Source organism: Pseudomonas sp. NFACC05-1 (assembly GCF_900100135.1).
GTDB lineage: Bacteria > Pseudomonadota > Gammaproteobacteria > Pseudomonadales > Pseudomonadaceae > Aquipseudomonas > Aquipseudomonas fluorescens_Q.
Genome location: NZ_FMTR01000001.1, coordinates 12422 through 32718, shown reverse-complemented (window position 1 = coordinate 32718; position 20297 = coordinate 12422). Strand labels below are relative to the sequence as shown.

The window sequence follows — 20297 nt, the reverse complement described above, 5'->3', positions numbered from 1 at the left end:
CACAGGGAATTGTCAGACGTGCTCGCTGCTTTTCAGACGGATCGGCGCATGCTCCGCCGCCCCGTGAACAGGCTCAGCCACCACGGGAATCTCGTTGCCATCGCAGTCGTGCAGCTTGCCATCGCTGAAGTAATCACCTTCACGTAGCGCTGCCAGGTCCTGATAGCGCAACACTCGCTCGGTGCCGGCGGCGAAAACCGACTGCTGGTCGGAGTTACCGGCGGTGAAGTGGTTGAACGCCAGGTTCAGCGCGATCGCCATGATCGCCGAAGAACTGATGCCCGAATGGAAAATGGTCGCGAACCAGCTCGGGAAATGGTCATAGAAATTCGGTGCGGCGATGGGAATCATGCCAAAACCAATGGAGGTGGCGACGATGATCAGGTTGACGTTATTCCGGTAATCGACTTTGGACAGCGTGCGGATGCCACTGGCAGCCACGGTGCCGAACAGCACGATACCGGCACCGCCCAGCACCGAGGTCGGCACCGCCGCGATCACCCGGCCCATGAACGGCAGCAGCCCGAGTACCACCAGGAACACGCCACCGGTCGCCACCACGAAACGGCTCTTGATTCCTGTCACGGCCACCAGCCCGACGTTCTGGGCAAAGGCGCTTTGGGTGAAGGAACCGAAGATCGGCGCGATCATGCTCGACAGCATGTCAGCCCGCAAGCCGTTACCCAGGCGCCTGGAGTCGACCTTGGTGTCGATGATCTCGCCCACCGCCAGGATGTCGGCAGAGGTTTCCACCAGGGTCACCATGATCACGATGCACATCGACAGGATCGCGGCGATGTGGAAAGTCGGCATGCCGAAATGGAACGGTGTCGGGAAGCCGAACATCGGGCCTTGGCTGACCGATGAAAAGTCCGCCATGCCAAGGAACACGGCGATGACGGTACCAATGACCATCGCCAACAGAATCGACAACCGGGAGATGGTTGCGCTGCCCATTTTGCTCAGCAATAGCACCAGCACCAGGGTCACCGCCGCCAGGCCGATATTGGCCATGCTGCCAAAATCAGCGGCATGGCTGTTGCCACCCATGGCCCAGCGCGCCGCTACCGGCATCAGGGTCAGGCCGATGGTGGTGATCACGATGCCGGTGACCAACGGCGGAAAGAACCGGGTAATGCGCGAAAACACCGGGGTAATCAGCAAACCAATCAGCGACGCGGCGATCACCGCGCCCAGGATGGCTTGAAAGCCGCCTTCCCCGCCGCTGCCGACAATCGCCACCATGGTCGCCACGCCCGAGAACGATACGCCCTGCACCAAGGGCAATTGACAGCCAAAAAACGGCAGGCCGAGGGTTTGCAGCAACGTTGCCATGCCCCCCGCGAACAATGACGCGGCAATCAACAGACCGATGTCCGCGGGCGAGAGCCCGGCCGCCTGGCCGATGATCAACGGCACGGCGACGATGCCGCCGTACATGGTCAACACATGTTGCAGGCCGTAAGCCATATTCGCGCCGACGCCAAGGTTTTCGTCCTCGGGCCGTGGGAGTGAAACATGGGGCGTTTTCATGGTTCGGGGATTCCCTGTTTTTTGTTATGGGCACACTGTATTCAAAATTCAGGACAAATGTCCATATAGTTGTATACAACTTGTTGCCCTACCCAGGAACAGGTACCCCCGGCCAACAGCCTTCTTATGGCTGGAGCACCTTCACAATCGCCGGTCGCAACAGCTCGCGCGGCGGTACGCGCAGGCCAAACTCTTGTTCGAGCAAGTCAATCAACTCATCGGCATCGGCGATCACCCGGCGTTCGCTCTGCTGCCCTATCCGGTGCACCGCGTAGCTGTTGCCGTTCAAGGTCTTGCGCAACCCGTCACCGGTGCGTGCAACCATCAACCGGCCCATGAACGGGGATTCCGGGTGGCTGCTGACGTACCAATTACCGAGGGTGTAGTCGATGTCTTCCTGGCGTTGCAGATCGAACAGATACATTGGCCGCCATTCGTCGTCGACGTTGGCGCGCAGCAGGTAACCGTCCGCATGGGTTTCGATGCGGTACAGCTCATGGGGGGTGGTTTGGGCCTCACGGCTGTCCAGCAGCAACGGCGCAGTGGGCACCATGCCACCAAAGCCGACGTCGGTGATGTAGCGCACGCCGTCTAACGTCACCAGGCTCAACCGGTGGGTCCGGGCAGCCCAAGAGCCTTCAGGCGCGTTCATCACCACGCGCCCGGTGATGCCGCGGGCGTCGAAACCCAACTCCAGCAACAGCGCAAAAAATAGTTGGTTGAGTTCATAGCAATAGCCGCCGCGCCCTTGTTCGAACACTTTTCGTTCGACCGATTCAAGGTCGATGGGCACGGGTTGACGCAGCAACGTCGACAGGGTTTCAAAAGGGAACTCGGCGGTATGGCGCCGTTGCAGTTGACGCAACGTGTCGAGGGTCGGCGCTGGCGGGGTGTCGAAACCCAGGCGCAGCAGATAGCGGGCCGTGTCGCTCAGTTGGAGGTGACTCATGAGGGGTGTCCTTTTCCAGGGTCGGCGCTACGCTCACGACAAGCGCACCGGTGTTGGGCGCCAGGTATAAGGCATTCCCCTCACAGAGACAACAATCGACCGGGATGCCTCGCCTGGTCACCGCCGCTTGCGTGACGCCAGCCGGATCCAGGTGGGCGCGTGGTCGCTGGGGTGGGGTTGGTTCCGGACCCAGGCGTCCACGCCGGCCTCGCTCAGGTACGCGCTGGCCGCCGGGTTGAGTAGCAGGTGATCGATGCGCAGCCCGGAGTTTTTCTGCCAGTGCTGACGGAAATAGTCCCAGAAAGTGTAGACCCGCTCATCTGGATACAGGTGGCGCAACGAATCGGTCCAGCCCTGGTCCAGCAGTCGCTGGTAGCACGCGCGGCTTTCTGGCTGCAACAGCGCATCCTTGAGCCAGGAGCGCGGGTTGTAAATGTCCATGTCGGTGGGAACTACGTTGTAGTCACCGGCCAGCACCACAGGGTGATCGCTGGCCTGCAACCCTTGGGCGTAGTCGATCAGCCGTTCGAACCACGCCAGTTTGTAGTCGAACTTGGGACCCGGCTGCGGATTGCCGTTGGGCAGGTACAGGCAGCCCACCAGCACGCCATGCACCGCCGCCTCCAGATAGCGACTGTGGCTGTCGTCATCCCCACCAGGCAGGCCTCGGCGGCTCTCCAGCGGCTGCGCGTCACGGGCCAGGATCGCGACGCCGTTCCAGGACGCCTGCCCATGCCAGATCGCCCCGTACCCCACCGACTCCAGTTCCGCCGCCGGGAAATCATTGTCCACGGCCTTGAGCTCCTGCAAACAGGCAATGTCGGGTTTTTCCCGCTCCAGCCATTCCAGCAGGTTGGGCAGCCGGGCCCGGATGCCATTGATATTGAAGGTCGCGATCCGAAGGTTTTTCATAGCGCCAGAACTCGAAATGCCCAGTCACAGTTGTGACCGACAACCGGACTGGGTGGTTGCAACAGGTTTTCAGGAACCCGTTTTCGGCAGGGGCAGGCCACTCTCCAATAAGCGTGCAAAGGCTTGCTTGTCGATCGGCCGGCTGAGGAAGTAACCCTGCACCTCGTGGCACTGGTCCGAGCCCAGTGAGCCGAGCTGGGCCAGGGTTTCCACGCCCTCGGCAGTCACCGTCAGCCCCATGGCCTTGCCCAGGTTGATGATCGCCTGCACCACGGCGCGGTCATTGCTGCTGTTGCTCATCGAAGCAATGAAGCGCTTGTCGATCTTGATGCCATCGAATGGATAGGTGCGCAGATAACCGAGGGACGAATAACCGGTACCGAAATCGTCCATGTTCAAGCGCACGCCCAGTTCCTTCAGGGCATTCATGACCTGCAGAGCGCCATCAACGTCGTTGAGCATCACGTTTTCAGTGATCTCCAGTTCCAGGCGACTCGCCGGGAAACGGGTTTCGATCAACACCTGTCGCACATCCTCCACCACATCGCTGCGCTCGAACTGCGCCGGTGACAGGTTGACCGAGACCATCAATTCTCCCGGCCAGGTCAGTGCGGTTTCGCAGGCCTCGCGCAATACCCATCGCGAAAGCGGGACAATCAGGTCGGTTTGCTCGGCCAATGGAATAAAGGCGTCGGGGCTCAACAGGCCTTGGGTCGGATGCTGCCAGCGAACCAACGCCTCGACCGCCACGATCTCCCGACCATCGACGGTGTAGCGCGGCTGGAAATGCAGGACGAATTCGTTTTTCTTCACCGCCTGGCGCAGGTCGCTCTCCAGTTGGCGACGATGCTGGATCTGATCGTTCATCTGCGAAGCGAAATAGCACCAGGTTTTCTTGCCCTCGGACTTGGCCTGGTACAAGGCAATGTCGGCGCAGCGGATCAGTTCTCCGGGTACATACCCCTGGCGCCGGCTGACAGCGATGCCAATGCTCGCGCCGATGTGCAACGAATGGGTTTCGTAGAGGATCGGCTGCTGCAGGCTGTCGATCAGCCGCTCACAGAATCGATCGATCTCAGTGGTGTGCTCCATCCCATTGAGCACTACCACGAACTCGTCCCCTCCCAGGCGGGCCACCAGGTCTTGCTCGCGGGTGCAGTCGCGCAGTCGCTGGGCCACTTCCAGCAACACCGCGTCGCCGGCCGGGTGGCCGAGGGAGTCGTTGATCGGCTTGAAGTTGTCCAGGTCGACCATCAGCAAGGTCAGCGGCGCGGAATGCTCCTTGGCCACCAGCGCATCATCGAGGTGTCGCGCCAGCTTGTTACGGTTCGGCAGGCCGGTCAGTGCATCATGCATCGACAGGTGCTGGACCTGGGCATGGGCCGCCACTTCATCGGTGATGTCACTGGCGGTGCCGCGATAGCCCACCACCTGAGCCTTGTTAAAGATCGGGCGTGCCGATACACGGCAGAAACGCAATTGCCCGGAATGATCACGGTAGGAACAGCGCAAGTTGCTGGCGTTCTGTTCCTCCGTCAACTTGCCCAGCCAGAGGGCAATCGGCGTGGTGTCGCAATACAGCAGTTGTTCGATGTCCTGCCCCAGCCATTGCTGGTCGGAAAACCCGGTGACCGTATTGAAACGCCCCGACAGGTAAGTGATGCGTTGCTGCCCATCGATTTCCCAAATCCAGTCGGAAGCCGCCTCGGCCACGGCCCGGAAGCGCTCTTCGCTGGCCTCCAGGGCATGCGCCGACTGTTCCAGCCGGTCGTAACTGGCGTCCACATGCCGTGCCGTGCGCAACGCATAGCGAGAAAAGTAAGCGGTCAGCAATGCCAGAATCAGCAACGCGCCACCCAGCGGCGGCAACAGGGACCAGAGCAATTGCTGGCCCGGCCGCTCCAGGCGAGACACCAGGCTGAAACCGGTACTGTCCAGCGACACGGCCGGCTGGCCGGGCTCAAGCTCGGTGTCTTTCTTGAGATTCAAGTCGGTGAGGCCATAACTCTTGCCCAACTTGCGCAGCTTGACCGGCGTCAGTTGGTCGACGAACAGCAAGACCGAGGTGCCTTTGGACTCGACCTGGGGCCGTTCGTCGTTGGGCAGGATCACCGAAGCCGTCATGATGGCCGGCCAGCCCTCGAACAAGGTGTAGCGGGTCATGGACATCGTCAGGTCGGGCTGCGCCTGGAGCTGGTCGACCAGGTCCGTCAGCGATGCATTCATATACATCGCGGCATCACCTTGGACATTGCGCCCGCGCACCACGGCATATTTGGTGCGTTGCCGATCAATGACAAACACACCCTCGTATTCATCATTGGTGAACAGGGTCTTGCCCATGTTCTGTTCGGCGTAGGCCCATTGCACATCGACTTCACCGTTGAGGCGCTCGTAGCCCGTGGTCCAGTAGGCATAACTGGCAATGTAGTTTTTCGAAGCGGTAATGCGATTTTCGAGGGCACGCTCGATATAGAAATGCGTCTTGCGCACATCCTCCGCGTCCAGCTTTTGCGCAATATTGAACAACGCGGCAACCGCCACCAGAACGCCCAGGACAAATAGTGCCCCGACCGCCACCACCAGGCGACGGGTAATCGGTGTGTGGCGCGCAGTGTTTGAAGGGGTATCGGCAGCGGAATCCATTGATCTGCTCCTGTCCTGTCAACGCTGGCTCCGATCGAGAACGGTGAGGATCCGCGGCCAGTCATGCTCCCAACCTTAGCACCCGCTGCCTGATCATTTGGCGAGCCCACGGTTTTTTGCGAAAGAACCTACACACCTCGTCTATGGCACCAGCGCAGTGTCTGAACAATGGACCGTGGCACGTTGCCGATGATTCCAACCGATCTCAACGATCCGAGCGCGCCAGTGTATCGAGCCCACCTTCCGTCGATAGCACCGCCACACGGTTGCGGCCGCTGTACTTGGCCTGGTAAAGCGCCGCATCGGCCCGCTGGATGAAGACTTCGATGCTGTCCAGGCTGCTGGGCACAAAGGCATAGCAGCCCAGGCTCACCGTGAGGTAACCGGTCGGAGAGCCGGAATGGATGATGTGCTTGTCGATGACGCTGCGGCGGATCTGTTCGGCCAACGCCATGGCCCCCGAAAGATTGGTGTCGGGCAACAAAACCGCAAACTCTTCGCCGCCATACCGCACCGCCAGATCGGCCTTGCGATGGCAACAGCCCTTGAGCACCTTGGCCACTTCCGCCAGGCAATGGTCCCCGGCCACGTGCCCATAGGCGTCGTTGTAGCGCTTGAAGAAATCGATATCGAGCATGATCAGGCTCAAGGGACTGCGCTGACGGGCGCCCCGCCCGAATTCGACGTCCAAGGCCCGTTCGAACAGACGCCGGTTCGCCAGCCCGGTGAGGCTGTCATGGGTGGCAATCAGCTCCAACGCTTCCTGAGCCTTGCGCAAGTCAGCCTCGATCCGTTCGCTGTTACGTACCTGGCGCACGAATACCCAGCCGAACAAGCAAATGCCCAGCACCACCAGGCCGACAATCAGACTGGATTGGAAAGCCCTGTCATGCCACCCCAACAGGATCGCTTCTTCGGACACCGCGGCACTGACCACCAGCGGATAAGCCTGTAAATGTTGGTGCCCATACAGCCTGACGACGCCATCGATGGCTGATCGGATGATTGCATCGCTGGCCATCACGCTTGCCGCGTCATGCTTGAAGATATTCTCTTCACCCAGCGGATGACCGATTCGCGCCTGATCGAAAGGGCGACGCGCCAACAGTGTCCCGTCAGACAAGGCCAGGGCCATCTCGCCTTGATCATCCAGACTGAAGCTCCTGAAAAATCGGTCGAAGTACGACATTTTGATGCCGGCCATCAACACGCCTTGGAAGTTGCCATCCTGATCGTTCAAACGTCGGGAAACGGGAATGATCCACTCGCCGTTTTGCCGGCTGCGGATTGCCGGGCCGATATGAGCGATCAAGGAGGCATTCTGTTCGTGGAAAGTAAAATACTCCCGATCCGCCACCCCTGCGCCCCTGTGCAGGTTGTCAAAAGAGGTCACCACCCAGTGGCCGTGCTTGTCGAACAGGAACAGGCCATGCAACTGCTCAAGCGATTGCACACGTCGGGCAAAGGTTTGCTGCAAGCGCGGCTGTACGGCGGGACCATAGCCATCGACCTGGATCCAATCCGCCAGGCTGGCCAACACCAGATCAGCTTGGAGAAAGGTGTCCTGGGCCTGCTGGGCCATGGCCCGGGTAAGGGTCGCCGAAGCGACGCGGGCCGACTCCAGATCGTGGCTGCGGGACTGTTCCAGCTGCAGGTAAAGCAAACCGCACAAGCACAGGCACACCGCCGCGATAAACGTCACCGCTGCCTTGAGCAACGGCAGGCGCTTCAAGGCACCGCCAGGGGCATGGAAAGGATCGAGAATAGGGATAGGCAAGCGAATTCCTGAAGGGGGCAAAACATGAGCGAATTCGCTCAAAGCCCCCAATATTCGTGAGCTTAGCCTACCGCTTGTGAGGCGGCAATTTGCCTGTGCAGCAGAGCCGATGGGTGGCTGCAGTGGATCCAAAAAACCGCCTGCCAGCCGATAAAAATGCCCTCTTCAGAACGAAGAAATTCCCCGTGGCGAGGGGATTTATCCCCGCTGGGCTGCGCAGCAGTCCTAAAGCAGTGAACTCAATCTTCCTGGCACACCGAGTTGCCTGGTTTTTTGGGGGCCGCTGCGCGCCCGACGGGGATAAATCCCCTCGCCACAGGCCAGGTTTGTGGCTCTCACCGTACCGGGGGCACCCGGATCTCCCCGGCCCGGCATTGTGTCCTGACGCCCCTGCCACACGCGGCAAACGCCAGGTCCTTGTCCATGCACACTCGCACTTCCGACAATTGAGGTCCGCTGCAAATCACCGCAATGCCGTCGGACGCAATGCCTGGATTGCTTTGGCGGAACAGCCGGATGATTTCATCAGCCTCGAAATAATACGAGGAGTTGAGCGGTTGCAGCTGCGGTGGGATTTTCACCGCGCCCAAGGCTTTGTCGGCAACCTCCAGGTAGCCCATGGCGCCCAGGCCACTGCAAGTGCCGTGCTTGGACCATTCATGCGCCATCAACTTGCGGGTGGGAAACAAGGTCAGGCCCTTCTGCTGCTCCGCTGCCGTCAACGGCACCTGGGGCGCACAGGATTGCGGCCAGCCGCCCCGGGTGTATTGCGGCCAGAGGCCATGGAGCACAAAGCCGTAGCCCTTGCCGGAACACTGCGCATCCTTCTGGTGAGTCAGGCAAAACGTCGGCGACCAGGACAGCGCCAGCAAATAGTAATCGAATACCCCGGCCACGGATTGCGCCCGTGCATTGCCGGATTCGCGGGCATTCGCCGCGCCCATGGAACCCAGTGTCAGTACCATCAGCACGACAATGGCAAGACGTTGTTTCATTGACCCACTCCTTGGGGCGATTGTGCGAAAGCAAGATGATCGGGCGATGATTGTTCCAACCTTGTGTTTCAAATCTCTGAAGGGCTGTTTTTTACAAGCAAACCTTGCCGGGGGGCTATCTAAATTGCGTAACGCCCCATAACGTAGATCGCCTTTGACTTTTACGTGCCCCGTCGCCCATGAGCAAATCGACCCGAACCGATGACGAACAGCCCCTGACCCGACCCGACGCCGTCAGCCTGCGCGTGGCCTTCTGGTTCTGGCTCAAACTAGGCTTCATCAGCTTCGGCGGCCCTGCGGGGCAGATCTCGATCATGCACCAGGAGTTGGTGGAGCGCCGACGCTGGATTTCCGAACGACGATTCCTGCATGCCCTCAATTACTGCATGTTGCTGCCGGGACCAGAAGCCCAGCAACTGGCCACCTACCTGGGCTGGCTGATGCACCGCGGTTGGGGCGGGATCATCGCCGGGGCATTGTTCGTACTGCCTTCACTGTTCATCCTCATCACCTTGTCCTGGTTGTATGTCGCCTTTGGCGAAGTGCCGGTGGTGGCGGGCATTTTCTACGGCATCAAGCCAGCGGTAACGGCAATCGTGGCGCATGCCGCCCACCGGATCGGCTCCCGCGCACTCAAGAACAATTGGCTGTGGGCGATCGCTGCGGCGTCGTTCACCGCGATATTCGCCTTCAACGTGCCCTTCCCGCTGATCGTGCTGGGTGCCGCCGTCATCGGTTACCTGGGGGGTCGCTGGGTACCGGAAAAATTCAGCCTGGGCGGCCACGATGACAAGCACCAATCCTTCGGCCCGGCATTGATCGACGATGACACCCCGCCCCCGGAGCACGTCCGGTTCAGCGCTTTCAGGCTCGCCCGGCTGTCGATCATCGGTGCCCTGCTGTGGGCGTTGCCAATGGGCCTGCTGACCGCGGTGTTCGGCTGGGAAGGCACGCTGACGCAAATGGCCTGGTTTTTCACCAAGGCTGCATTGTTGACGTTCGGCGGTGCCTATGCGGTTTTACCCTACGTGTACCAGGGTGCCGTCGGCCACTTCGGCTGGCTGACACCGACACAAATGATCGACGGCCTGGCCCTGGGCGAAACCACGCCCGGGCCGCTGATCATGGTCGTGGCCTTCGTCGGTTTCGTCGGAGGCTACGTGATGCAGGTGTTCGGTCCCGAACAGGCGTTTCTCGCCGGGGCCGTCGCGGCCACGCTGGTGACCTGGTTCACGTTCCTGCCCTCATTCCTGTTCATCCTGGCCGGCGGCCCGTTGGTGGAGTCGACGCACAACGCGCTGAAATTCACCGCGCCGCTGACTGCGATCACCGCGGCGGTGGTCGGGGTGATCCTCAACCTGGCGTGCTTCTTCGGTTACCACGTACTCTGGCCCAATGGTTTTGCAGGTGCCCTGGACTGGCCGTCGGCAATCATCGCAATCGCAGCGGCCGTTGCGCTGTTTCGCTACAAGCTGGGGGTGATCCAGGTGTTGATCGCGTGCGGGCTGGCTGGGCTGGCGGTGCACTTGCTGCGCTAGACGAGACGTTTGCCCAGGTAGGTCGCCGAAGCCGGGCACAAGGTTTTGAATTGGGCCGTCGCACCGATCGAAGCAGGCGCCAGCGATCGGTCCCGCGCCTGATAGCCCTGGCTGGTAAAAAACGCGGCGGCACTGTCAGTCAGCAGATGGAGCTGCTCTACACCCTCACGTTTTGCAAACGCCTCGATAGCGGCCAACACCGCCGCGCCAACGCCCTTCCCCCGCTGCCCCTCGAGGACAACCAGCGAGCGCAGCAACCGGTCAGCCCCCTCCCCCTCGATGCCACCAAACGCCACAACAACATCTTGGTCGCTGAAGCTGAAGAACTGTCGACCGGGATACGCCAGATCGTCGATGGGTAGACCGGCCAGGGTGAGCGCATCGCGCAAAGGTCCCAGGTCGTTGTTGCTCAGTATTCTCATGTGCATGACTTGCTCCTCGTAAATTGTTCCGGTGATCGTCATCGCACCGAAACTCAACAACACACCACCCCATGACCCAGCGCAAATGAACCCCCCAGCCCATCAGCTAAGCTCAACCTATCATCACGACAGGGAATCGACATGAGCAAGGCAGACGAGCTAGCGGCCAAACTGAGGAAAACCCAGCAAACCCGCGCGGATACCGACAATTGCGCCGACCTGGCGATCGAACACTGGCCCGCCCAGGTCTACGAACTGTATCGCCAGATCGAAATCTGGCTGGCGCCCGTGTGCGAGGCCGGCCTGGACATTCGGCGCAACCCCACCCATGTATTTGAAAGTCATTCCAGCGGTTCGACGTACAGCTACGCCATCGATCAACTGGTGATCGAAGGCAATCATCACCGCATTTCATTCGACCCCATTGCACGTTTCTCGTCCAAGGGAGAGGGATGTATTGAAGTTCATATGAAGGGGCAGGAACACTGCATCGTACGCAAACTTGGCGAACATGGTGAATCGCTCTGGCATATCCAGGCACTGCGCCTGAGCGAACAACCGCGTCCAGAACCCGCCATGCTGGACGAGGACACCTTGCTCGCGCTGGTAGAGCAAGGCCTGGGGCTTTAACGCAAATGGGCGACCCTTGAGGTCGCCCTTTCAACGGTCTTTGGCTTTGCGTCCGCGCGAGGTCCCCTTCACAGGCACGCTGTTGCCATATTCCGCCCCAGGTCGTCAACGCCTCCATCGTCGGCCCAAGCCCTCGGGTCTTTGCGTGATTTCGTATTCCACCCGCGGCGGCACTTCTGCGAACACAGCGCGAGACACCAGGCCATCTCTTTCCAGTTCGCGAAGTTGCGCCGTCAACATGTATTGCGTGATGCCGGGAATGGCCTTTCGCAGTTCCCCAAAGCGGTAGATCCGTTGATTGAGCAGGCTGCGGTTGAACGAAGCAAAACGCTTGATGCTCAATGAGCACGTGGACGTGGCGAGTGCGGCCTTCAAGGTGGGTTATGAAAGCCCTTCCCAGTTCAGCCGCGAATACGCCCGTTTGTTTGGTGTGCCGCCCAAGCGGGACATTGCGGCGTTGCGTGGGCCGGCCAACCACACCAAGGTGGTTTGATAGATTCAGGTTTGACTTATTGTGGCCTGACTCATTGTGGCGAGGGAGCTTGCTCCCGCTGGGCTGCGTAGCAGCCCCTTTTGTGAGCGCTTCGCACTCAAGCGGGAGCAAGCTCCCTCGCCACAAGAGCCAAATTTCAACCGTCAGATAGCAGCAATATCCTTCGACGTTTTCAGAACGCTCATCGGCTTTTCAGCCCTCTGCGCCAACGTCACACACTTCAACGCCAGAATCATCGTCGGATCAACCAGCGCCACCCTGTGCCCATTGATATCGAACGCATCGCAATGCGCCAGCACCAGCGGCAACTCCGTACACCCCAGGATCAACACCCCGGCCCCCAGCTCGCACAGATGCTCGGCCGCCAGCAACAGTTGCTCTTTGCAGAGCCCTTGTGTGAAGCCAGCCTTGATACCCCGCGGTCCGTAGATGGCGTCCATGACCATCGCCTGGTAATCGACACCTGGCGTGAGGACCTGGAGCCCGGCATGGCGCGCCGCCTGGTGATAGACCTGGCTCTGCACCGTACCGGAAGTCGCCAGCAGGCCAATCGCCTTGCCCGAACCATAGGTCCGCGCGATCCACTCCACCGTCTCACTCAACATGTTCACGATAGGCACCCTCAGGTGGGCCTGGATCCGCTCGACGAAGGCATGGGCGGTGTTGCAGGGAATCGCAATGGCATTGGCGCCAGCACTTTCGAGGCGTTTGCAGGTGGCATACATCGCCATCGTCGGGTCGGTTTCATCACGCAGCAGGCTGGCCGTCCGATCCGGTATCTGCGGGTTTTGCTCGACCACCATCTTGATGTGGTCCTGGTCCTTTCCCGCCGGGGTATTGGCCACCACCTTGGCCATGAAATCCACTGTGGCGGCAGGCCCGACACCTCCCACGATGCCCAGCTTGAAAGGTGGGCGCCTGGGCTGCGGGTCCAGTGTCGCGAAGTCGGCGTAGATCTCATTGATGTCCAGCACGGTGATCCCGCGACGCTGCAAATCGGCACAAACCAGGGACAGCTCGGTCATGCCGGGCAGAATCACCGTCGCACCCTGGGTCTGCAATGAGAGACACGCCCGATAGACCGCCTCAAGCGGCACGCCTTCGAGATGACCGTCCTTGATGCCGTTGAGGCCGTACATCGCCTCCATCAACCCCACTTGAGCGTCTGCGTCGGGGTAAACAATCCGGAAGTCTTTCCCAAAATATCGCTCGAACAATCCGCAATGGCACACGAAGTCGGAGGCGATCACCCCCAACGTCGCCTGGGGCGGCACCGTGTGGCTGACGTGCCGGGTCAAGGCGGCCATCATGTCCAGCACGGGAATGCCCAGTTCCTCCTCGATTTCAGCGCGAAAGGTATGACTGGCGAAGCATGGGAGCATCACCGCATCGAAGCCACTGTCCTCGAACGACTTGCACACCTGGAACACATAAAACTTGCGCGACGTCATGCTCGCGCCCTGGTCCAGCGGCAGCAGCACGTCCTTGAACGGGTGCTGTTCGAACAGGAAATGGTAGCGCCCCTGATCCTCGAGCACCGCCCGGGACTTGACCAACTTGAAGAACAGATCGCCCCCGGCCAGAGACCCAAGCCCACCGACGATGCCCAACTTGCGCACCACAGAAGCCTTGTGACTCGACTTCGCTTTAGCCTTCATGAACGTATCCTCAAGCCACCGGCACCGGCTCGGATCGCGACCGAACCGGGGCACCTGCGCCCTCGTCCTCGTCGGCCTCTTCGTGGGGTTCGGACTTGGCGACAACCGCCGTCGCAATGCTGTTACCCACCACGTTGGTGGCGGTACGGGCCATGTCGAGGAACTGGTCGATGCCGATGATCAACAGCAGCCCCGCCTCGGGAAGATTGAACATCGGCAACGTGGCCGCGACCACAACCACCGAAGCCCGCGCGACACCGGCCATGCCCTTGCTGGTGACCATCAGCGTCAGAAGAATCAGCAACTGCTGCGTGAAACTCAAATCAATGTTGTAGGCCTGGGCGATAAACAGGATGGCGAACGCCTGATACATCATGGAACCGTCGAGGTTGAACGAGTAACCGAGGGGCAACACGAAACTGGACACGCGTTTGGGCGCACCAAATTTCTCCAGTGCCTCGATGGTCTTCGGGTAGGCGGACTCGCTGCTGGCGGTGGAAAAGGCCAGGAGAATCGGTTCGCGGATGAGCTTGCCGAGGTGGAAAACCGAGCGACCAAGGAACAGGTAACCGGCACCGAACAGCAGCGCCCAGAGAATCAGGATTCCCAGGTAGAACTCAGCAATCAGCTTGCCGTAATCCACCAGCAGGCCAAGCCCCTGGGTGGTAATGGCCGAGGCGATCGCGGCAAACACCCCAATCGGCGCAAACGCCATCACGTAGTCGGTGATCTTGAACATCACCTTCGCCAGTTCTTCGATGCAATCGGTGATCCGGGTGTAACCCGCCCGTTTCACGCCGGCCAGTGCAAAGCCGAAGAACAGCGAGAACACCACGATCTGCAGGATCTCGTTGTTGGCCATCGCTTCGGCAATGCTGCGCGGAAACACATGACCGATGAACGCCTTGAGACTGAAGTCGCCGGTGTTGACCGGCACGGCCGCCGTTGCGTGCTGGGCCACGTCCATGTTCAGCCCGGCACCGGGTTGAAACAGGTTGACTAGCCCCATGCCGATCAGCAGCGAGACGACCGAGGCGGTGACAAACCAGGCCATCGCCCGGGCCCCGATCCTGCCGACGGAACGGGAACTACCCATGCTAGCGATACCACCGACCAGCGTCGCAAAAACCAGCGGCGCGATGATCATCTTGATCATGCGCAGGAAAATATCAGTGACCATCGAGAAGTAACTGGCGATCTCTTTGGCACTTTGCTCGCTCCCTGCGAAATGGTGACACGCCCAACCAACAAGTACGCCCAGGGCAATGCCCATGGCAATTCGACGTGGGAGCTTATTCTTCTTCACGGAGCTGTCCTCAAGTAGTTCTTGGAGTTTTTTTACTTGGCAGGATCGATTCTAAGGAGCCGATTCGCAGAGATGATGAGTAATCCAGCTAACCCCATGCGCTTTTGGAATAGTTAGCGAAAGGCCGCGCTATGCCGGGAGATTGCGCAGTAAAATCGCGCTCTCACAGGGGGAGTTTCTCGATATGCAACTCAAATGGCTGGATGATCTTCAGGCGATTGGCGAATGGAAAAACTTCTCCCGCGCCGCCGAGGTTCGTTGCGTGACGCAATCGGCCTTGTCCCGGCGTATCCGCTCACTCGAGGAATGGGTGGGCGTCAAGCTGGTGGACCGGGGCACCTACCCTGTCCAGCTCACCCCCGCGGGAGTCACCTTCTGCGATGAAAGCCGAGAGGCCCTCGCCGGACTACTGAGGTTGCGCTCGACACTGCGCGACGTGGAACGAATGCCCGGACGCTCGATCCAGATCACCGCCGGCCACAGCCTGTCGATGACCTTCCTGCCCAAGTGGCTCTCGCAGTTCCAGCAACACAACGAACAGTTCAACGCCCGGGTGGTGGCCGCCAATATTCATGACGCCGTCATTGCACTGGAGGAAGGCAGTTGCGACTTGATGATGGTCTATCACCATCCGCTTGCCCCCATCCTGCTGGACCCCGAGCGTTTTGGCAGCCTGGTGCTCGGCCACGATGCGTTCATCCCCTTGTGCGCGCCCAACCGCAAGGGCGAACCGCTGTTCCGCCTGCCCGACCGCGCCGGCAAACCGGTGCCCTACCTGGCCTACACGGCAACGACGTTCCTGGGGCGCGTCGCGGACATCGTCATCAACAACGGCCCTGAACCGATCACCCTGGAACGCTGTTATGAAGCGGACATGGCGATGCTACTGATGCGCATGGCCATCGAGGGCTACGGCGTGGCCTGGCTGCCGCAGAGTGCAGTGGCCGACGAGTTGGAGCGTGGACTGTTGGTGCGGGCCGGTAGCGAGCAATGGAGCACGCGATTGGAGATTCGCTCGTACTGTGCGATTGCCAATCGCAACCCAACGATGCGTAAGCTGTGGAAAACCCTGGAAGGCGCTTCGCTGCAGCGGCCGGGCAACGCACCCACTACGTCAGAAGGTGCGAACTGATCGGTGGAGGCTACGCGTTCAAGCCGATCCAGCCGTGGATGCCCACGTAGAGACCGACGCCGATGATCAATACACTGGACAAGTAAGGTGCCCGGCGAGCAACGGTGCCCAGCCAAGGCCAGCGATTGGAAGCCTGCCGTGCACCAATGGCCGCCGCAGCCCCCACGGTCACCAAGGTAATCGCCAGGCCGATGCTGAAGCACAGGACGAGCAGGCCACCCAGCGCGACCTCTTTGACTTGCAGGCACAGCAGCAGCACGGTAATGGCCGCGGGGCAAGGAATGAGCCCGCCCGTCAGGCCGAACACGATGATCTGGCCGGTGGTGACCTGCCGATTGTTGAAGCGCTTACGGATATCGTTGGCATGTGCCTGCTCGTGGGCATCCTGATAGCCCTCCAGCGACAGCGCCAGGCCTTTGGGTTCGGGATGCCCGTTGTCATGTTCGTGGTGGTGATCGTGATGATGGTGGTGGTCATGTCCCTGCTGGAGCCTGAACATCCGCTCGCCACGCCAGGTACGCCACAGCATCCACAGCGCGATGGCAACGATCAGCGCAGCAGATGCCAGTTGGAAATAAGGCTCGGTGGTTTCAGCGTCCAACCCCTGGCCCAGGTACATGCCGCCGAGGGCGACCAGCCACACCACGACGGTGTGGGACAGCGTCGCCGCCAGGCCTAGCAACACTGCCTGTTTGACCGAGCCCCGAATCGCCACGATAAACGCCGCCATCATGGTTTTCGAATGACCAGGCTCCAGGCCATGCAAGGCGCCCAGCAAGATAGCGCTGGGGAAATACAGCCAGGCGTGCGTGCCCCCCTGTTGCAGCAGTTCAGCAAAATTGGGCATGTCAGGCCTAGAGGTACTTGGTGATTTGTTTGAAGGCTTCCAGCGGCGCGCGCTCGCCTTTATTCAACGACGAAACGGTGTCCTCCAGGCAGTGATCGATGTGATCCTGGATCAACGTCCGCTTGGCTTGGCACACCGCTTTCTCCACCGCATGCAACTGCTGGGCGATATCCACGCACTCACGGCCCTCTTCGATCATCGTGATAATGCTGCGCAAATGACCGTCCGCGCGCTTGAGACGCTTGATGATCGCCGCATGGCTTTGGTGGGGATGTTCGTGGTCGTGCTCAGTCATGGTTTGAGCCCTGGGTTTCGATGAATTTACGCTCGCCATCCTATCCCCCCAGGGGGGATATAAGCAAACCCATCGAAACGCAGATCAACCTGTGGGAGCGAGGGTGTACGCAACATTTGTGTAACCACCAAACCCTGTGGGAGCGGGCTTGCTCGCGATGACGGCAACATATCCAACATCGCCATCAACTGACCCACCGCTATCGCGAGCAAGCTCGCTCCGACAGGATTGCAAACTGCACAGGGTGATGAGCAAGACAGTGCAGGCGACCTCGTGAGGTCGCCCACTTCCCTTACGACGCCAATACCTGCGCCTGCAATCGCCGCCCAATCACATCCAGCAAATCACACCCGTCGCGCAGGGGGATCGCTAGCACTTGGGCGAAATCATGGAGTATCACGGCGTCCGTACTAATGTCAGAACGCATGGCGAGGTTTTCCAGCAACTGAGTGACAGCGGCGATGCGGTAAGCGGCGGTGTCGTGCAGCACGTCCAACGGTGCTTCTGTGTCGATCAAGAGCGCGTGGAAATTGTTTTCGATACCGGTGATGGGCATGTAACGGGACATGAGGGGTTACTCCTGCGGGGATGGGAGGTCAGTGCTGGGTTGAAGATAGGGATGCCACTGATGAAGGACCGAATCCGGGGTCGGAATTCGTAGATTGAGCAGGAGGTGGTAATTGATGTAATGGAACACAGATTGGATGAGGTTGAGATGATGCGTGCCTTGCGAACACAGTTTTAAAGCAATAGCTGTACCTTTTTTCATTGGACGATCTCAGGATTAATTGAAAAAATCCCAGGCATTAGGGCTTCCACACCCTGCCGCTGAATTTGCAGCGACGGATGAAACTTAGCGCACGAGGTCATTGGGTGGACAGTCAGCGGGGAGCGACACAACTTGAGGGAAATTTCCGATGGGGATGTCCGGCGATGGATTGGGCTGCGCTGCTAGGGGCGACAAGGACAAATCTCGAAACGAATGAGCACCCAACGGCCTTCACCCGAGCCGCAAATAGGCCATGCCAACGGGATGGGCTATAATCCGCTCACCAGCGCGATTTGAGGTCCAGCCCATGGGCAATATCAGCCTTGAAACCAAAAAGGCCTATGCCGCCAGGACGCGTAGATCCAACTACGCGGCCAGCCTCCGTCTGGAGGGCTTCAAAGTGACCTTCGCGGACGGCGAACGCAAAATGCCAACGCGTGAAGAAGTCTTGAAGGCCTTCACCCAGACCAGAACCTGATGGCTGACAAATATGGAGTCGGTGAAGACGCTTACTGCTACCCCGGCTCCACGGTCCTTCGCAACAAACTCGATATCCGTGACGAACCGACCCTAAGCGAAGCCGAACAACAGCTCTCGGCCATCGCAGCGGACAACGTCGAATTCAGCCCTCCTCCCTACAGCCTGGCCTACCTTCAGAACATTCATCGAATCCTCTTTTCGGACCTGTTCGAATGGGCCGGAGAGCTGCGCACCGTTGGCATGTCCAAACAAGCCACCCGCTTTTGCCAACCCCAGTACATGCAAGCGGAGGCCAACAAGATCTTCATGCACATGGCGGCGGCCAACTGGTTCGAGGGCATGGAGCGGGCTGAGCTGATCGTCGCCGTTGCAGAGGCCTATTCCGACATCAACGTCGTACACCCCTTCCGCGAAGGCAACGGTCGTGCGCAACGCATCCTGTTTGAACACCTCATCATGAATGCCGGGTTTGAAATCAGTTGGTGGGGGATTGAGAAGGACGAGTGGATCTTTGCCAACATTGCGGCTTATAACGGCGTCATGGGGCCTATGGAGCAGGTTTTTGAGAAATGTATCGGGCAGGCGATTCAAGCTTGACCGTACAACGTTATTCCCTCGCTCACCGCCTTACGGTTTATTTCGCCAAGTGATACAGTCGCCGTCAATTAACGTCTGCTAAAGAACTGACAATGTACAGGACGAGATCTTTCCCACCCAACAAAAAAGGTCGCGACTTTGTGGTGGGCGACATCCACGGGCATTTCAAACTTCTAACAGCAGCCTTGAACAAACTAGACTTCAACACTGAGCTGGATCGCATCTTTTCCGTGGGAGACCTTATCGACCGCGGCCCCGATTCCATGGACGTATTGAACTGGCTTGAAAAGCCGTGGTTCCATGCCGTGCGCGGCAATCATGAGCAGATGCTTATTGACTGCATCTCCGGCCATGGTGACATACCCCGACATATCCGAAACGGTGGTGCCTGGCTCTACGAGTTACAACTAACCGTCCAGCATGAGCTTTTAAAAGCTTTGCAAGCACTTCCATTGATTATTGAAATCAAATCAGCAAACGATCAAACAATTGGAATAGTCCATGCCGAAGTTCCTGTCATCCGAAGTGACGATGGATGGCAGGAAGCCAAAGACGCTATCACTGGAAATTCTGGGGAGTCACATCAACGGCAAGCCTTGAAGACAGCGCTGTATGCCAGAGAAAAAATCGAGCAAAACGACCACACGCCCATTAAAGGAATAGACCGACTCTATGTTGGTCATTCAACAGTACCCAGCATTATGCGCTTGGGCAATGTCGTATATATCGACACTGGCTGCGCATTTTCCGACGGTGCATTGAGCTTGGTAGACATCCAAACCGAAACCATAATCAGCATAAGCATGGGCCAGTGAAAATGGGGCAGTCTCATTTGCTTTGATCCTCGGTGTGTGTCTGATGCCGTATCGCGCACACGGTGATCGCCTCCAAATCCTCGGCGTATTTCACACTCGACAACGCCCCCGCACCCACTGGTGAAGTCGGCGCAATATTGCTCTCCCAACACGTCCTGCCCTTCCCTGAAAAACTGTGCCATCCGTCTCGCTGATTCAGATTCCCGCCTTCGCCATCCGGCGCCTGCCAGGAACGGTGGCACAGCACGTTGCGCAACTGTGCGGCACATTGCAGGTCCCCGATCAACTGCTCGGGATTATGGACTGGCAATTCATGGTGTTTTCGCAACGCGGTGTCGTACGCAGTGATGAGTCCGCCGAGAGGATCGGACAAGGCCCGCTCATACTGACCCAACCATTTTACGCTTCCTCCAGCTCATCCTGAGCATACTTGCGTGTGGCGATCAGGGCGAAGATAGCTCGGCCCAGTACTTGCTCCAAGAAGCCATAGGTGGCAACGGTGC

General features: G+C 59.3%; 19 protein-coding genes and 2 pseudogenes. 7 read left to right on the top strand and 14 right to left on the bottom strand.

The window, feature by feature from the left end:
• Nucleotides 1-12 precede the first annotated feature (12 nt).
• The 6 genes from BLO97_RS00180 to BLO97_RS00155 all read right to left on the bottom strand — a co-directional run bounded on the left by BLO97_RS00180 (nucleotide 13) and on the right by BLO97_RS00155 (nucleotide 8812).
• Nucleotides 13-1533 carry a nucleobase:cation symporter-2 family protein gene (locus BLO97_RS00180; RefSeq protein ID WP_092145391.1) on the bottom strand — a complete coding sequence of 507 codons (1521 nt, stop codon included), beginning with the start codon at nucleotides 1531-1533 and terminating at the stop codon, nucleotides 13-15.
• 124 nt (nucleotides 1534-1657) lie between these two features.
• On the bottom strand, nucleotides 1658-2482 hold the full coding sequence (locus BLO97_RS00175; protein ID WP_092223865.1) for an arylamine N-acetyltransferase family protein: 825 nt from the start codon (nucleotides 2480-2482) through the stop codon (nucleotides 1658-1660).
• A gap of 117 nt (nucleotides 2483-2599) precedes the next feature.
• Nucleotides 2600-3394, bottom strand: coding sequence for an exodeoxyribonuclease III (gene xth / locus BLO97_RS00170; RefSeq protein WP_063322144.1), 795 nt, complete (start codon nucleotides 3392-3394; stop codon nucleotides 2600-2602).
• Between the two features lie 69 nt (nucleotides 3395-3463).
• On the bottom strand, nucleotides 3464-6040 hold the full coding sequence (locus BLO97_RS00165; protein WP_092344357.1) for a bifunctional diguanylate cyclase/phosphodiesterase: 2577 nt from the start codon (nucleotides 6038-6040) through the stop codon (nucleotides 3464-3466).
• A 205-nt stretch (nucleotides 6041-6245) separates the two neighbouring features.
• A complete protein-coding gene (locus BLO97_RS00160; RefSeq protein WP_092223862.1) occupies nucleotides 6246-7817 on the bottom strand; it encodes a sensor domain-containing diguanylate cyclase in 1572 nt (523 codons plus the stop codon).
• Nucleotides 7818-8152: 335 nt separating this feature from the next.
• Nucleotides 8153-8812, bottom strand: a complete 660-nt coding sequence (locus BLO97_RS00155) for a ribonuclease T2 family protein (protein ID WP_092223860.1) — start codon at nucleotides 8810-8812, stop codon at nucleotides 8153-8155.
• 179 nt (nucleotides 8813-8991) lie between these two features.
• Here BLO97_RS00155 and chrA point away from each other — a divergent pair, with 179 nt between their 5' ends.
• Entirely contained in the window at nucleotides 8992-10350 is a 1359-nt protein-coding gene (gene chrA, locus BLO97_RS00150) for a chromate efflux transporter (RefSeq protein WP_092145381.1), read from the top strand.
• On the opposite strand, the gene arsN2 is transcribed toward chrA, so the two are convergent.
• Nucleotides 10347-10814 (bottom strand): arsenic resistance N-acetyltransferase ArsN2, encoded by a 468-nt coding sequence (gene arsN2, locus BLO97_RS00145; protein WP_256571493.1) that lies wholly within the window; start codon nucleotides 10812-10814, stop codon nucleotides 10347-10349. The genes chrA and arsN2 overlap by 4 nt on opposite strands.
• Before the next feature lie 99 nt (nucleotides 10815-10913).
• On the opposite strand from arsN2, the gene BLO97_RS00140 reads away from it, so the two are divergent.
• Nucleotides 10914-11402 (top strand): hypothetical protein, encoded by a 489-nt coding sequence (locus BLO97_RS00140; protein ID WP_092145379.1) that lies wholly within the window; start codon nucleotides 10914-10916, stop codon nucleotides 11400-11402.
• Nucleotides 11403-11432: 30 nt separating this feature from the next.
• Here BLO97_RS00140 and BLO97_RS32070 read toward each other — a convergent pair.
• A pseudogene (locus BLO97_RS32070) lies at nucleotides 11433-11744 on the bottom strand (winged helix-turn-helix transcriptional regulator).
• On the opposite strand from BLO97_RS32070, the pseudogene BLO97_RS00130 reads away from it, so the two are divergent.
• Nucleotides 11710-11895, top strand: a pseudogene (locus BLO97_RS00130) (helix-turn-helix domain-containing protein); the annotation flags it as partial. The pseudogenes BLO97_RS32070 and BLO97_RS00130 sit on opposite strands and share 35 nt — an antisense overlap.
• Before the next feature lie 143 nt (nucleotides 11896-12038).
• Here the strand turns inward: BLO97_RS00130 and BLO97_RS00125 are convergent.
• Together BLO97_RS00125 and BLO97_RS00120 are read right to left on the bottom strand one after the other, a co-directional pair.
• Entirely contained in the window at nucleotides 12039-13553 is a 1515-nt protein-coding gene (locus BLO97_RS00125; RefSeq protein WP_092223857.1) for a cysteate racemase, read from the bottom strand.
• 10 nt (nucleotides 13554-13563) lie between these two features.
• Entirely contained in the window at nucleotides 13564-14859 is a 1296-nt protein-coding gene (locus tag BLO97_RS00120) for a dicarboxylate/amino acid:cation symporter (protein ID WP_072346540.1), read from the bottom strand.
• Nucleotides 14860-15043: 184 nt separating this feature from the next.
• Between BLO97_RS00120 and BLO97_RS00115 the strand changes: the two genes are divergently transcribed.
• Nucleotides 15044-15991 carry a LysR substrate-binding domain-containing protein gene (locus tag BLO97_RS00115; protein ID WP_092223855.1) on the top strand — a complete coding sequence of 316 codons (948 nt, stop codon included), beginning with the start codon at nucleotides 15044-15046 and terminating at the stop codon, nucleotides 15989-15991.
• Nucleotides 15992-16001: 10 nt separating this feature from the next.
• On the opposite strand, the gene BLO97_RS00110 is transcribed toward BLO97_RS00115, so the two are convergent.
• From BLO97_RS00110 to BLO97_RS00100, 3 genes are all read right to left on the bottom strand, one after another.
• Nucleotides 16002-16838 carry a nickel/cobalt efflux protein RcnA gene (locus BLO97_RS00110; protein WP_092344355.1) on the bottom strand — a complete coding sequence of 279 codons (837 nt, stop codon included), beginning with the start codon at nucleotides 16836-16838 and terminating at the stop codon, nucleotides 16002-16004.
• A gap of 7 nt (nucleotides 16839-16845) precedes the next feature.
• Nucleotides 16846-17133 (bottom strand): metal-sensing transcriptional repressor, encoded by a 288-nt coding sequence (locus BLO97_RS00105; protein ID WP_053183374.1) that lies wholly within the window; start codon nucleotides 17131-17133, stop codon nucleotides 16846-16848.
• A 292-nt stretch (nucleotides 17134-17425) separates the two neighbouring features.
• Nucleotides 17426-17701 carry a hypothetical protein gene (locus BLO97_RS00100; RefSeq protein WP_013692639.1) on the bottom strand — a complete coding sequence of 92 codons (276 nt, stop codon included), beginning with the start codon at nucleotides 17699-17701 and terminating at the stop codon, nucleotides 17426-17428.
• 508 nt (nucleotides 17702-18209) lie between these two features.
• On the opposite strand from BLO97_RS00100, the gene BLO97_RS00095 reads away from it, so the two are divergent.
• From BLO97_RS00095 to BLO97_RS00085, 3 genes are all read left to right on the top strand, one after another.
• Nucleotides 18210-18380 carry a YhfG family protein gene (locus BLO97_RS00095; RefSeq protein WP_092344353.1) on the top strand — a complete coding sequence of 57 codons (171 nt, stop codon included), beginning with the start codon at nucleotides 18210-18212 and terminating at the stop codon, nucleotides 18378-18380.
• Complete coding sequence (locus tag BLO97_RS00090; RefSeq protein WP_092223851.1) at nucleotides 18380-18979, top strand: putative adenosine monophosphate-protein transferase Fic; 600 nt, start codon at nucleotides 18380-18382, stop codon at nucleotides 18977-18979. Before BLO97_RS00095 ends, BLO97_RS00090 begins: the two co-directional genes overlap by 1 nt.
• A gap of 92 nt (nucleotides 18980-19071) precedes the next feature.
• On the top strand, nucleotides 19072-19794 hold the full coding sequence (locus BLO97_RS00085) for a metallophosphoesterase (RefSeq protein ID WP_092145364.1): 723 nt from the start codon (nucleotides 19072-19074) through the stop codon (nucleotides 19792-19794).
• 13 nt (nucleotides 19795-19807) lie between these two features.
• Here BLO97_RS00085 and BLO97_RS31510 read toward each other — a convergent pair whose 3' ends face one another.
• Complete coding sequence (locus BLO97_RS31510) at nucleotides 19808-20167, bottom strand: hypothetical protein (RefSeq protein ID WP_175489818.1); 360 nt, start codon at nucleotides 20165-20167, stop codon at nucleotides 19808-19810.
• Nucleotides 20168-20297: the final 130 nt, after the last annotated feature.